The sequence below is a fragment of the Clostridium sp. CAG:221 genome, assembly GCA_000435835.1.
GTDB lineage: Bacteria > Bacillota > Clostridia > Clostridiales > Clostridiaceae > Clostridium.
In genome coordinates this window covers 70,083-84,649 of record FR883404.1, presented here as the reverse complement: position 1 = coordinate 84,649, position 14,567 = coordinate 70,083, and the positions used below count along the sequence as shown (strand labels likewise).

The 14,567-nt window shown below is 30.7% G+C and carries 15 protein-coding genes; 2 read left to right on the top strand and 13 right to left on the bottom strand.

What is annotated here, in order from left to right:
* Nucleotides 1-79: 79 nt before the first annotated feature.
* The 8 genes from Q5O44_RS08830 to pta form a co-directional block, all read right to left on the bottom strand.
* On the bottom strand, nucleotides 80-1,111 hold the full coding sequence (locus tag Q5O44_RS08830; RefSeq protein WP_022168050.1) for an elongator complex protein 3: 1,032 nt from the start codon (nucleotides 1,109-1,111) through the stop codon (nucleotides 80-82).
* Nucleotides 1,104-1,799 carry a ribonuclease III gene (gene rnc, locus Q5O44_RS08825; protein WP_022168049.1) on the bottom strand — a complete coding sequence of 232 codons (696 nt, stop codon included), beginning with the start codon at nucleotides 1,797-1,799 and terminating at the stop codon, nucleotides 1,104-1,106. Before rnc ends, Q5O44_RS08830 begins: the two co-directional genes overlap by 8 nt.
* Before the next feature lie 131 nt (nucleotides 1,800-1,930).
* Entirely contained in the window at nucleotides 1,931-2,161 is a 231-nt protein-coding gene (gene acpP / locus Q5O44_RS08820; protein WP_022168048.1) for an acyl carrier protein, read from the bottom strand.
* Between the two features lie 102 nt (nucleotides 2,162-2,263).
* Nucleotides 2,264-3,250 (bottom strand): phosphate acyltransferase PlsX, encoded by a 987-nt coding sequence (gene plsX, locus Q5O44_RS08815; RefSeq protein WP_022168047.1) that lies wholly within the window; start codon nucleotides 3,248-3,250, stop codon nucleotides 2,264-2,266.
* Nucleotides 3,251-3,312: 62 nt separating this feature from the next.
* Nucleotides 3,313-3,498, bottom strand: a complete 186-nt coding sequence (gene rpmF, locus Q5O44_RS08810) for a 50S ribosomal protein L32 (protein ID WP_022168046.1) — start codon at nucleotides 3,496-3,498, stop codon at nucleotides 3,313-3,315.
* A 12-nt stretch (nucleotides 3,499-3,510) separates the two neighbouring features.
* Entirely contained in the window at nucleotides 3,511-4,011 is a 501-nt protein-coding gene (locus tag Q5O44_RS08805; RefSeq protein WP_022168045.1) for a DUF177 domain-containing protein, read from the bottom strand.
* Nucleotides 4,012-4,180: 169 nt separating this feature from the next.
* On the bottom strand, nucleotides 4,181-5,380 hold the full coding sequence (locus Q5O44_RS08800) for an acetate/propionate family kinase (protein ID WP_022168044.1): 1,200 nt from the start codon (nucleotides 5,378-5,380) through the stop codon (nucleotides 4,181-4,183).
* A gap of 79 nt (nucleotides 5,381-5,459) precedes the next feature.
* Nucleotides 5,460-6,458: a phosphate acetyltransferase gene (pta, locus tag Q5O44_RS08795; RefSeq protein WP_022168043.1), complete on the bottom strand. Its 999-nt coding sequence runs from the start codon at nucleotides 6,456-6,458 to the stop codon at nucleotides 5,460-5,462.
* Nucleotides 6,459-6,677: 219 nt separating this feature from the next.
* Here pta and Q5O44_RS08790 point away from each other — a divergent pair, with 219 nt between their 5' ends.
* Together Q5O44_RS08790 and ylbJ are read left to right on the top strand one after the other, a co-directional pair.
* Nucleotides 6,678-7,880, top strand: a complete 1,203-nt coding sequence (locus Q5O44_RS08790; RefSeq protein WP_022168042.1) for a nucleotidyltransferase — start codon at nucleotides 6,678-6,680, stop codon at nucleotides 7,878-7,880.
* 78 nt (nucleotides 7,881-7,958) lie between these two features.
* The gene (gene ylbJ, locus Q5O44_RS08785) at nucleotides 7,959-9,143 is read left to right on the top strand and encodes a sporulation integral membrane protein YlbJ (protein ID WP_022168041.1); all 1,185 of its coding nucleotides are present in this window, start codon (nucleotides 7,959-7,961) and stop codon (nucleotides 9,141-9,143) included.
* Here ylbJ and Q5O44_RS08780 read toward each other — a convergent pair.
* From Q5O44_RS08780 to Q5O44_RS08760, 5 genes are all read right to left on the bottom strand, one after another.
* On the bottom strand, nucleotides 9,129-9,665 hold the full coding sequence (locus Q5O44_RS08780; protein ID WP_022168040.1) for a hypothetical protein: 537 nt from the start codon (nucleotides 9,663-9,665) through the stop codon (nucleotides 9,129-9,131). The genes ylbJ and Q5O44_RS08780 overlap by 15 nt on opposite strands.
* Nucleotides 9,666-9,688: 23 nt before the next feature.
* Nucleotides 9,689-10,165: a pantetheine-phosphate adenylyltransferase gene (gene coaD / locus Q5O44_RS08775; RefSeq protein WP_022168039.1), complete on the bottom strand. Its 477-nt coding sequence runs from the start codon at nucleotides 10,163-10,165 to the stop codon at nucleotides 9,689-9,691.
* Between the two features lie 9 nt (nucleotides 10,166-10,174).
* The gene (rsmD, locus tag Q5O44_RS08770) at nucleotides 10,175-10,738 is read right to left on the bottom strand and encodes a 16S rRNA (guanine(966)-N(2))-methyltransferase RsmD (protein ID WP_022168038.1); all 564 of its coding nucleotides are present in this window, start codon (nucleotides 10,736-10,738) and stop codon (nucleotides 10,175-10,177) included.
* 66 nt (nucleotides 10,739-10,804) lie between these two features.
* Entirely contained in the window at nucleotides 10,805-12,835 is a 2,031-nt protein-coding gene (gene recG / locus Q5O44_RS08765; RefSeq protein WP_022168037.1) for an ATP-dependent DNA helicase RecG, read from the bottom strand.
* Between the two features lie 81 nt (nucleotides 12,836-12,916).
* Entirely contained in the window at nucleotides 12,917-14,557 is a 1,641-nt protein-coding gene (locus tag Q5O44_RS08760; RefSeq protein WP_022168036.1) for a DAK2 domain-containing protein, read from the bottom strand.
* Nucleotides 14,558-14,567: the final 10 nt, after the last annotated feature.

Genomic DNA, 14,567 nt, shown 5'->3' with positions numbered 1-14,567 from the left:
AAGAAATTAACATAAATACAGAAATAGCATATATCATTTTTTCTCTTGTCTTCTTTTTCATTTATATATCACTCCATATTTAGATTTTAAATTCTTCAACCTTTTCTATAACCGTTACTCTAACTCTACCCCTCTTTAGCTTATCAACTGTCTTCACAAATACTTTGCCATGTCTATTTTTTTTAAATTCATTAAAGTATTGCTTCTTATTACAATATAATTTACTAATATCTTTTGAATTTATCTCAATTATTATGTCACTTGATTCATTAGTCTTCTCTTTTATATTCTCACAAATTAACGATCCTTCCACTAGCTCTCTGAAGGCTGGATGGAATGGTCCAGCCACCACATCTTTTCCTTCAGCTATGGTATCTGTTGGTTGAAGACCAATTCTAATAACTTTAACCTTAGCTGCATTATATAGTTTCAGCATCTCTCTTGAAACTTCTACTGCCATGTCAAGTGAATATGGCTCATACTCTCCTCTATTGTACATTGTCTCCATAGGAGTATCCTTGATTACTAAGGCCGGATATATTCTTGCTATATCTGGCTTCATTTCTATGGATTTTTTAATAGTTGCTAAGTCAATCTCCTTTGTATCTCCTGGAAGTCCAGGCATTATCTGATGGCCTAATGTAAATCCTTCTGCTTTAATAAGTCTAGAGGCATTTTCAACATCATAAGCACTGTGACCTCTACCTGCTAATCTTAAAACATTATCATCTAATGACTGTACTCCTAATTCTATTATATCAACTTTAAATTCTTTTAAATAGCTTAATATGTATCCATTAATTGCATCTGGCCTTGTGGATAATCTTATCTTATGGATAAGCCCCTTATTTTTATATTCTATAGCTACTGCTAAAAGCTCTTTTTGCTTTATCACTGGAATAGCTGTAAAAGTCCCTCCAAAAAACGATACTTCTATTGTAGAATTTTTAGTGTTCATTGTATCTAAGTAACTATCTATTCTTTCTCTTACATCTTCTGCTGTTACTTCATCATAAACTCCTGCTATTCTATCTTGATTACAAAATACACACTGATGTGGACATCCTTGATGTGATATAAATACTGGTATTATATAATAATTCTTACTCATTACTCTTCTCCATTTGTTTTAATGCTATTTTAGCTGCATCCTGTTCAGACTCTTTCTTACTATAGCCTTCACCACTTGATATTTCCTTATTGTCTATAATAAGCTTTGTATAGAACTTTCTTCTATGTGGAGGTCCTTCAAATTTAATTAATTCATAAACTATAGATATTTCTCCATTTTTTTGAAGGTATTCTTGCAGTCTAGTCTTGTAATCTAAAATTATATCATTATTAATAGCTTTTTCTATTATAGTTTTAAATGCACCTATAATATAGTCCTTAGCATATTCTAAACCTTTATCTAAATATATTGCTGCTATTAAAGCCTCAACAGCATCTGCTATTAAAGATACTCTTTCACGTCCCCCAGTAAGTTCTTCACCTTTGCTCATTCTTAAGTGATTTCCTAAATCCAAAGACTTTCCTATTTCATATAAAGAATTTTCACAAACAATTAGACTTCTAATCTTTGTAAGTTCTCCTTCACTTTTATCTTTAAAGTTTAAGAATAAATACTCCGTTATTGTAAGCTGAAGTATTGAATCTCCTAAAAATTCAAATCTTTCATTATACTCTTCTTCTCTATGCTGATTTGCATATGAAGAATGAGTTAATGCTGTTACTAATAATTTAGGTTCATTAAACTTTATTCCAATAATCTTTTGAACCTCTTCTATGTATTCTTTCATTTCAACAACTCCTCCAAGTTTATTCTTCAACTTGCTTTCGTTATAAACAAATTCAAGAATAAACTATACTTAGCCTTTTTTTAATTTATTTAAATATATCATAAAATCCCGCAAATACTGCGGGATTTTATTTATTCCTCAACATGTGCCTTAATAAATTTAACTACATCACCAACAGTAACGAACTTTTCAGCTTCATCATCTGGTATTTCCATATCAAGTTCATCTTCTAAAGCCATTATAAGCTCAACTATATCTAATGAATCTGCATTTAAATCATCAACAAATGCTGATTCCATTGTTATTTCATCTTCATTTATGCTTAATTTATCCGCTATTAAAGCTTTTACTTTTTCAAACATAATCTCACCTCCTCACTACGCCCATTTAGATAATATTATATATTGTAACATACGTCAATATACACTATAAAATTTATATTATCACCATATACTAGTTATATCTTATATATTTTCTTTTATCTTGTCTAAAACTTTGTTATCATAAAACATTTTAGCTTGCTTTATAGCACTTTTAAAAGCTCTTGCATCTGAACTTCCATGAGCTTTTATACAAATACCATCTACGCCTAGGAAAGGTGCTCCGCCATATTCTTTATAATCAAATCTCTTTGCTATATTATTAAATACAGGCTTTAATAATACTGCCCCTATCTTAGAAACAATACCTGAAGCCATTACTTCTTCTTTTATTACTTTCATGATTGTAGATGCAGTACCTTCATACATCTTAAGTATGGTGTTTCCTGCAAAACCATCACATACAATTACGTTAACATCACCTTTTGTTATATCTCTAGGTTCTATGTTTCCAATAAAGTTTAGCTTTTCTTCTGATAAAAGTTTAAATGTCTCTTTTGTAAGATCATTTCCCTTTTCTGCTTCTTCACCTATATTTACTAGTCCTACTGAAGGGTTTTCCCCGTTTAAAACACCTTTATAATATTCTTTTCCCATATGGGCAAATTGAACAAGATACTCTGGCTTACTATCAACATTTGCTCCAGCATCAACTATTATAAAACTTCCATTCTTTCCTGGCATAACAGGGGCTAATGCAGGTCTTTTAATTCCTTTTATTCTTCCTACAATAAAAGTACACCCAGCTAAGAATGCCCCCGTACTACCAGCTGAAATTACTGCATCACAAGTTCCTTCTTTAACTAGATTTAAAGCTTTACAAAGACTTGAATCCTTCTTTCTTCTAACTGCCATTACAGGATGTTCATTAGTGGTGATTACTTCCTTAGAATCAATAATAATAATATTATTACCACTATAGTTATTTTTTGCAATTTCCTTTTTAATAGCATCTTCTGGTCCAGTTATATAAAATTCTATATCTTTAAATTCCTCCATGGCCTTTATAACGCCTGAGACAATTTCTGCTGGTGCATTATCTCCACCCATTCCATCTATAGCTATTTTCATCATTCTCACTCCTTTTAAAAAAAATCTGTATATAAAGAAAAGAAAGTCATAAGACTTTCTTTCTATTGTTCAGTTGAAGCAACAACTTCTTTACCTTTGTAGAATCCACAGTTTTTGCAAACTCTGTGAGCCATCTTCATTTCGTGGCATTGTGGACATTCAACTATTCCTGGTAAGCTTAACTTAAAAGTTTGAGCTCTTCTAGAATCTCTTTTTGCTCTATATGTCTTTCTAGCTGGATTTCCCATTATTACACCTCCTTATTCCCCAAACAACTCTCTAAGCTTTGCAAGCCTAATATCTACATCAAAGTCATCACATTGACACTCTTTAATATTTTTATTAGTTCCACATTGTGAACACAGACCTTTACAGTCTTCCTTACAAAGTCTTTTGATAGGTAAGGTTGAAATAATACAATTTTCTACGATTTGGATAATATCTAATGTATCATCCTCTACAAAAATAAGTTCTTCATCATCTTGAAGTTCTTTACTTTTTGTAAACCTTTCTTCTATATCAATATCTATTGGATAGATAAAGGTGTCTAAACATCTTGAACATGTAAGTTCTAAGTTTGTTTTAACATGAGCCTTTAATTCAAGAACTTCATCTTTTGAATTAACTTGGCCATTTACATCAACCATGGAAACTGCTTTAATTTCCTCACCTTCAAATTTTACAGGTTGGAATTCAAATGATAATTTAATTTCTTTATTTCTACCGCCTTTAGCAAGTAAATCTGAAAATTTTATAATCATATTCTTAGCTCTGGATTTCCTCCTCATATTAAACGTATTTAATATATTGTGCTAGGCACAGCTCGAGCAAAGCAGCTTTTTCACTCCTTAGATTTATTGTTTGAACCATTTGTGGCTCAAACAACATTTATTATATAAAGTGTGTCGATAAAAGTCAAGTAATTTATTCTTACTTTTTAATTAACTCTAAAGTATCTCTTGCAATTACTAATTCTTCATTAGTTGGGATAACGAATGCTTTAACCTTGCATCCTGCTTTAGATATTTCTCTTACCTTACCTCTTACATTATTAGCTTCTCTATCTATTTCTACACCTAAGAATTCTAATCCTTCTAAGCATTTTTCTCTAGTTTCTGGTCCATTTTCTCCAACACCAGCTGTAAATACGATAGCATCAACACCACCCATAGCAGCTGCGTATGCACCTATAGTAGTTCTTATTTTGTATTCAAATATTTTTAATGCTAATTTAGCTCTTCTGTCATCTTTGTTAAATGCAGCATCTTCGATATCTCTGAAATCTGAGCTTATTCCTGATATACCTAATACACCTGATTTTTTGTTTAATAAATCATTTACTTCATCTACTGATAATCCTTCTTCTTTCATTAAGAAAGTAACTATAGCAGGATCTATGTTACCACATCTTGTTCCCATTGCTAAACCTTCAAGTGGAGTGAATCCCATTGAAGTATCAACAGATACACCATTTTTAACAGCACATAAACTTGCACCATTTCCTAAGTGGCATGTAATTATTTTTAAATCTTTTATGTCTCTTCCCATAACTTCTGCGCAAGTTTGAGAAACATATTTATGAGATGTTCCATGGAAACCATATTTTCTTATTCCGTGTTTCTCATAAAGTTCATATGGTAATGCATAAAGATATGCATCTTCTGGCATTGTTCCGTGGAAAGCAGTATCAAACACAGCTACCATTGGAGTATTTGGCATTAACTCTTCACATGCCTTTATACCTATCATGTTTGCTGGATTATGTAATGGAGCTAACTTGAAGCATTCTTCTATATTAGCTTTAACTTCATCATTAATAACTACAGATTCTTTATATTTTTCTCCACCATGAACTACTCTGTGCCCAACAGCTGAAATTTCATCCATTGACTTGATAACACCATTATTTTCATCAACTAAAGCTGCTAAAACTAATCTGATAGCATCTTTGTGATCTTTCATTTGTTCTTTAACTATATATTTATCTTTTCCTTCAACCTTTTGAGTTAAAACAGAACCTTCAATTCCTATTCTTTCAACTAAACCTTGAGCTAATGATTCTTCAGTTGCCATATCGATTAATTGATACTTTAATGAAGAACTTCCACAATTTATAACTAATACCTTCATAAAAAAACACCTCACTATAATGTCTATAAAAATTTTTTTAATACTCTAAAATGCCTTGTGCTTTGAACATTTATCTATATTATTTTGCTTGAGCTTGAACAGCTGTTAAAGCTACAACGTTAACAATATCGTCTACATTGCATCCTCTTGATAAGTCATTGATTGGCTTAGCAAATCCTTGACACATTGGTCCTATAGCTTCTGCTCCTGCAAATCTTTGAACTAATTTATATCCAATATTTCCTGCTTGTAAATCTGGGAAAACTAACACGTTTGCTTTTCCAGCAACTGGACTATTTGGAGCCTTTTGTGCAGCTACACTTGGTACTATAGCAGCATCTAATTGTAATTCACCATCAATTAATAAGTCTGGTCTTAATTCTTTAGCTAATTCTGTAGCTTTTCTTACTTTGTCAACCATTTCATGGTCAGCACTTCCCATTGTTGAGAATGATAACATTGCAACTCTTGGTTCAATCTTACAAAGATTCTTAGCTGTGTCTGCTGTAGCTATTGCTATAGCTGCTAATTGTTCATATGTAGGATTTGGGTTAACAGCGCAATCTGAGAATAATAACATACCTTGTTCACCATAAACAGAACCTGGAACCATCATTATAAAGAAACTTGATACAACAGAAACACCTGGTGTAGTCTTTATAATTTGTAAACCTGGTCTTAATAAATCTCCAGTAGTGTGAACTGCTCCTGAAACCATTCCATCAGCATCATCTAACTTAACCATCATTGTACCAAAGTATAATGGATCTCTAACTATTTTGTCAGCCTTTTCCATTGTCATACCTTTGTTTTTTCTTAGTTCATAAAACGCATTTATATAAGCTTCTAATCTATCTGATTTATTAGGATCTACTACTTCAACTCCAGTAAGATCAACATCAAGATCTTTTGCTTTACTTCTTATTACGTTTTCATCTCCTACAAGTACTGGTTTAGCTAATCCTAACTCAACAATCTTCCCTGTAGCTTTGATAGTTCTTTCTTCATCACCTTCTGGAAGAACTATTCTTCTTTTGTCTGCTTTAGCAGCAGCCCATAATTTATTCATAAGTTCCATATTATCTTTCTCCTTTCTCTAGTGATACGAACTCAATCTTCATCATATAATATACTCCTATATGTGCATATTTTTCAATACTAAATTTATGAAATAAATTATTTCTTTATATTTTGAATTTTTAGAAAATTCAAATATTTTTAATACATTTTTTATTTTTTTCAACTTAAGCCCATGTTATGCTATAATATTTTTATATTTTTTTAAAGGAGTTTTCTAATGAATATTACAGGCATTATCACTGAATATAACCCATTTCACAATGGGCATCTGCACCATTTACAACAGTGCAAAAAAACTACTAAATGCGATGGTACCATTTGCATAATGAGTGGAAATTTTATGCAAAGAGGAGGACCTGCCATAATAGATAAATGGAAAAGAGCAGAAATGGCTATAGAAAATGGCGTTGATCTTGTTATTGAACTTCCTACATACTATGCTGTTTCATCAGCTGAGTTCTTTGCATACGGTGCTATATCTATCTTAAATTCCTTAGGAATTGTCAACAATCTATTCTTCGGTTCAGAATCTGGTGATGTTAAATCTTTGACTAAAATTGCACAAACTCTTGTGAATGAACCATTGGAATTTCAAGAAATTTTAAAAAGAAATATGAATAATGGATTAACATTTGCCAAAGCAAGAGAGTTATCCTTAATTGAATTTACCAATGATAAACACATTGAAAATATCATTTCCTCTTCCAACAACATACTTGGAATTGAGTATATTAAGGCTATTTTAAAACTTAATAGCAAAATAGTTCCTTTATCTTTAAAACGAGAAGGTTCAGGCTATAACGATAAAGAGCTTTCTAACTCTTTTTCTTCTGCCACTTCCATAAGAGAAACCTTAAAGGACAAAAACGATATTTCTCTTATTAAGGATGCTGTTCCTGAACAATCATTTAATATTTTACAAGAGCTTAAAACTTCAAACTATCCATTTACTTTTGAAGAAAGCATGTTTCAATATATAAAATATTTAATAACCACCAACTGTATAAATTTTAACAATCTTTCAGAAGTTAAGGAAGGTATTGACAAAAAAATATCAAAAGAAATTGAAAACAGCTCTTCTTTAGATGACTTGATTTTAAATGTAAAAAGCAAAAGATATACATATACAAAAATATCTCGAATCCTTACACAAATTTACATTGGCTTTTATAAAGAAAATTATTCTAAGATGGATTTAGAACAATATCATTATGCTAGAGTCTTAGCTTTTAATAAAAAAGGAAGAGAAATGCTTAGCCTTATAAAAAAACAAAGCAGCATACCTCTCATTACCAAACTTCCTAAAAACACTGAAAATCCGCTATTAAAACTGGATATTGCTGCAACTAAAGCTTATTCCATTTTGAATCCAGAGCTTAAGGCAAACTCCGATTATTTAATTAGCCCTATAATAAAATAATAATAATGTAAAGCCATAAGCATATAAATATTGTATATATAGTTTATTTTTTATTCTTTCATTAATAGGAGGACTACTATGTATACAATTTTTATCTTATGGCTTTTAATAATTGTTCTTTCAATAATACTTATAAAACTTCTTAAATTAAGGAAAAATCAAATAATTACTATATTAATCACCTTATTTATAGCGCTATTTATCATTAATTTAAGTATATGTATAGAATCTACTTTTACAGGGCTAAATTTGGTTATTAAGGCCATTTTACCTACTCTTTTTCCTTTTTCAGTTATTTGTAACCTTATTATTCATTATGATGGTATTTCATTTTATTCAAATATTTTAGGTCCAATTATATGCAAGCCTTTAAAATTATCCAATTGCTCGTCATTTCCTATTGTTGCTAGCATACTTTGTGGTTATCCCCTTGGCTGCAAATATTGTTGTGATCTTTATGAACTTGGCTATATTTCCAAAGAGGAATTTCTAAGATTATTAAATATTGCTTCAAATGCTAGCCCAATTTTCTTAATAGGTTCTGTAGGTGTTGCTATGTTAGGAAACATAAAATACGGATTCATACTTTTAATAGCAAATTATCTTTCTCCTTTAATAATAGGTTTTTTTACAAAAAAAAATACTCATGAATTTAATAATTCTAATGAGTATCCTTTAAAGACTGGCGGCTCCTACAATTTTGGAGTAATAATAAAAACATCTATTGAAAATGCAATTAATACTACATTACAAGTGGGGGCCTTTGTAATTATTTTTTCTATTATTATAGGTATAATAAAAAACAGTTCCTTAATAAATATTATTTTTAATAATATAGAAAAGGTATTATCATTATCTCCCAATTCATTATACGGAATTTTTCTAGGTTCCATTGAATATACAAACGGATGCAAAATCTTAACTTCTATTTCTTCATCAATTATATTTAAGCTCAGCGCTATAAGCTTTATCTGCTCATTTTCTGGCTTATCTATAATTGGTCAAATTTCATCTTTTACAGGCAAATTCAACATTTCACTAAAAAAATATTCCTTTATAAAATTTATTCAAGGGATAATTAGTTTCACAATTACCTTTATATTTTCTAGTATTCTTATTAGCACAGAAACCACTTCATCATCCCTATATATTCACTCTTATTACAATACCAATAAAATAGTTCTTTTTATATATGCATTACTACTACTTCCACTAATGGGAAAACTTATTAATACATTATTTAAGAAACTACATATTTCTTAATTCATTTATGTTTTCTTTAATAGTATCACTGCTTTTAGTCATTTTTTCATCTATTTCTTTTGCTGTTTTTTCAAATGAATCTTGCATTGATTGTATAAGTTGCAGCTTCTTTTCTTCTATTTCCTTATCAAGTTGTGATAATATTTCTGTTGAATATTCTCTAGAACCTATTCTTATTGCTTTAGCATCTCTTTGTGCTAAGGCAATAATTTCATTTGCACGAAGCTTAGCTTCCTTAACCATGTCATGATTTTCTATATTTTGTCTCATCATTTCCATAGTCTCTTTTTTTACATTTTGATATTCCTTTTGAGCATCCTCAAGAATCCTATCCTTTTCACCCATTACCCATTTAGCCTTTTTAAGCTCATCAGGCAAGTAATTTCTAATTTGCTCAATTACTTCTTCAAATTCTTTTGTATCAATCATTGCCTTACCTGTTATTGGAACTTTAGGAGCATTTTCAAGTATCTCTTCTAAATATTCTAATAGTTCCATAACATTTAATTCTACCTTATTCAAACTACTCCCCCCAAAATAAAACTTTATTTTAATCTTGTTTTAACCACATCAACAATTTTCCTTGGCACTAATCCTGATATATCTCCACCAAATTTTCCCACTTGTTTTACTGAAGAAGAACTAAGATATGAATATTCTATAGATGTCATCATAAATAATGTTTCAATATCTGGATCAAGCTTTGAGTTCATAAGTGCCATTTGCAGCTCATATTCAAAATCTGATACAGCTCTTAACCCTTTTAAAATAACTCGTGCATTAAATTGTTTAGCTAAATCTACTAATAAACCATTAAAGCTTACTACTTCAACATTTTCCAGATGAGCTGTGGATTTTTTAATTAGCTCCACTCTCTCTTCTATAGTAAACAATCCTTTTTTATCTATGTTAATTAGAACTGCTACAATAACCTTATCAAAAATCTTACATCCTCTTTGGATAATATCCAAATGACCATTTGTTATTGGATCGAAGCTTCCTGGATAAATTGCTACTCTCATATATTTCTCCTACTCTAATTCAGAATCAACTCTATAATAGCATACAGTTGTATTCCCATACTTCTTGCTTTTAGTCAAAATTATATCTTCATAGCCCTCATATATTTCTTCAATGGAATCAATCTTAGTTACTATAATTCCATCTTCTTTTAATAAATTATGTTCCTTTATTATCTTAATTGCTTCTGGAATCATTTCTTTACAATATGGAGGATCTATAAATATAATATCAAATACTTTCCCTTTTTTAGCTAAAGATTTAAGTGCATCATATGAATCCATATTCAGCGGATAGCAACAATCTTCAAATTTTAAATTTTCCACATTTTGTTTTAGTAATGGAAAGGTAACCGGACTCTTATCTACTAAATATACCTCTGCAGCTCCTCTGCTGGCACATTCAAGACCTAAGCTTCCTGTTCCTGCAAATACATCAATAACCACAGCATCTAATATATGATTTTGAATTGTACTGAACATAGCTTCTTTAACTCTATCTAATGTAGGTCTTGTTTCCATAGTCGCTGGAGGTATTAACTTACGTCCTCTTGCTTTTCCTGCTATAATTCTCATTAACATTCCTCCTTTAGTTTAACATTACCATTTTATCATATAACATTTCTATAAACAATTTTTTTATTAGTTAAAGCATATATACTTGCTCCATCTTTCTAAAGAGTAAGCTATATCTCTACACAATTTAACTTTATTAGGGTCTTTAGACTCTAAAAGCATCTTTCCTTCCTCTCTTGCACATCTAAGAATTTTAATATCATCATAAAGGTTTGCCAACACAAAACCTTCATCACCACTTTGTTTAAGTCCAAACAACTCGCCTGAACCTCTTAATTTTAAATCTTGTTCAGAAATATAAAATCCATCAGTAGATTCAGTCATTATTTCCATTCTTCTTTTTGTTGTATCGGTCTTAGCATTACCAGTAAGAATGCAATATGATTCGTATTGTCCTCTTCCCACTCTTCCTCTTAATTGATGAAGCTGAGCTAAACCAAATCTTTCCGCATTTTCTATAATCATAACAGATGCATTAGGTACATTTACCCCTACTTCAATTACTGTTGTGGATATTATAACTTTAGTTTCATCTCTCTTAAATCTGTTTATTATTTCATCTTTTTCTTTTGGCTTCATTTTCCCATGTAGTATTTCAATATTTATCCCTCTAAATACTCCATCCTTTAATTCATCATATAATTTTTCCACAGAATTTAACGATAGTTTTTCATCTTCTTCAATAAGAGGACATACAATATATACCTGTCTTCCTTTTCTAATTTCATCTAAAGCTAAATCATATGCCATCATTCTATCACCACCGTTATAGAATTCTGTCTTTACAGGTTTTCTACCTGGTGGTAACTTATCAATAACAGATATATCAAGATCTGAATATACATATAAAGCTAATGTTCTTGGTATAGGTGTTGCTGTCATAACCAACACATCTGGTCTTCTACCTTTATTAATAAGCCTATTTCTCTGTTCAACACCAAATCTATGTTGTTCATCAGTAACAACAAGTCCTAGATTCTTAAAATCTACATCTTCCTGTATTAGAGCATGAGTCCCTATTACCACCATAGGCATATCTGTAGTAATAAGCTCTTTTATTCTTCTTTTTTCTTTAGCAGAAGTACTACCTGTAAGTAACTCTATATGTATCCCGAAAGGTTCTAAAAGCTTCTTTGCTTCTTGGTAATGCTGATTAGCTAGTATTTCTGTTGGAACCATAAGTGTTGCTTGATATCCGCATTTAACCACATTAAAAATAGCTATAAGAGCTACTACAGTTTTTCCTGAACCTACGTCTCCTTGTACCAATCTATTCATTGGAAATAAACTCTTTTGATCCCTTAATATTTCTCTTACTACTCTAGTCTGGGCATCTGTCAAACTATATGGAAGAGCAGCTTTTAAATCACCTAGCTCCTTTACCCATGGAAAGGAAATTCCATTTTCCACCTTCAGCTTTCTTTTTAGAAGCAACAATTTCATAGAATAAGTAAATAGTTCTTGAAATTTTAATCTTATGATAGCTTTTTCCAGTTGGTTTCTTCCAGAAGGAAAATGTATATTCCTCACAGCAAAATCAAGATCCACCATTTTATATTTATCTATGATTTCTTGTGGAAGATTATCATTTATCTTTATATTTTCTAGACAATTAGAAATAAGTTTAATTAAAATCTTATCTGTTAATTCTTCCTTTAAACTATACTTAGGAACTATCTCATTTTCCTTAGCTACCTTAACACCTACTATAGGATTTACAACTTCAAGCTTATTTCCTACTTTTTTAAACTTACCTATTAAATCATATTTTTCTCCTATTTTAAAGGTATTCTTAATAAATCTTTGATTAAACCACTTACCTTCAATTATTACCCCATTATAGTTAAACCTTATGGTAGTCAAATACTTACCAGTTTTAGTCTTTATATCTCCACAACATCCCATACAAGCACAAGTTAGAACATTCTTTTCCTCATGGCTGATTTCATTTACCGGTATATTGCTACCTAAAAATTCATAATCTCTTGGAAAGTATAATAAAAGGTCCATTATAGTAAATATTCCACACTTATTTAATTTTTCTAAAAGCTTAGGACCCACTCCTTTTAATACCGAAACATCATTTGAAACATCCATAACATCACACCCTCAATGACAATTTATTTTTTAATTAACATTAAAGCACAAGAAGACGTGCTTCTTGTGCTTTATCTTTTATTATTCTACTGACATTATGAAGTAGTATAATGGTTGATCTCCTTTATAACATTGAACATCAAAATCATCATATTTATCTTCTAATTCAGCAATGAATTCTTCCATCTTGCTTTCATCAACATCTTTTCCATAGAAAATAGTAATAAGCTCACTATCTTCATCAATCATTGACTCTAGTATCTCTTTAGCTACTTCAAAGTAATCTTCACCTACAGCTTTAATCTTACTTTCAACTAAACCTAGCATATTTCCTTCTTTAATTTCTATTCCATCCATTTCAGTATCTCTTACTGCATAAGTAACTGAACCTGTTTTAACCATTTCTAGTGCTTCTTTTAATGTTTCTTCGTTGGCATCAACGTCTGCTTCATAGTTAAACATTGTTATTGCTGTAATTCCTTGTGGAATACTCTTAGTTGGAATAACTCTTATATCTTTATCTGATATTTCTGCTGCTTGTTCTGCAGCCATGATGATATTTTTATTGTTAGGTAATATGAAAATATGATCAGCATTAAGCTTTGATATACATTCCATCATATCTTGTGTTGATGGATTCATAGTCTGACCACCTTCTATTACGTAGTCAACTCCAAGGTCTTTTAATACTCTAGTGATTCCATCTCCCATTGCCACTGAAATAAACGCATATTTCTTGCTTTCAGCTGGTGCAACTTCCTCTTGAATATCGCTAGCTGCTTCTTCATTTTTAAGAGCTAATACTTCTCTATGCTCTTCTCTCATGTTATCAATCTTTATTTTTGAAAGTTCACCATACTGAACAGCATTTGATAATACTTTGCCTGGGTCATTTGTATGTATATGAACTTTGATAACATCTTCATAACCTACTACTATCATAGAATCCCCTAAGTTTTCAATTTTATCTTGGAATTCTTTAGCTTTAGATGCATCTCCTACTATTATAAATTCTGTACAGTAACCGAATTTTATATCTATATCTTCAGTAGAGGCTGCACCTGTAGCTCCTGCTGATTTTACTGCTACATCCTTTATTTCTGCTTTTATATCATTTTTTAAAGCATCAAGCATTCCTTGAAGAATTATATATAATCCCATTCCACCTGAATCTACAACTTTAGCTTTCTTTAAAGCTGGTAATAAATCCGGTGTCTTATCTAACATTATCTTAGCATTAGTAACAACAGTTTCCATAACTGCTATTACATTACTTTCTTCTACATTTGTTACAGATTCAGCAGCTGCTCTTATTACAGATAATATAGTACCTTCTGTTGGTCTCATAACAGCTTTATATGCTGCTTTGCTTCCTTCTTCGAAGGCTACTGCAAGATCTCTTCCATCAACTTCTGTTTTTCCTTCTAAGCCTTTAGAAATCCCTCTTAAAATTTGAGAAAGAATAACTCCAGAGTTACCTCTTGCTCCCATTAAGGCACCTTTTGCTAGTTTTTTAGAAGTTTCTCCTATAGACTCTGAATTCAAGTTTTCAATTTCTTTTACAGCTGCTTTAAATGTCATTGACATATTAGTTCCTGTATCTCCATCAGGTACAGGGAAAACATTTAATGCATTAACAAAATCACTTTCTTCCAATAGCCTATTACTAGCATTAACAACCATATTATAGAAATCATGGCCGTTTATTTTTTGATATTTCATCCTATTCCCT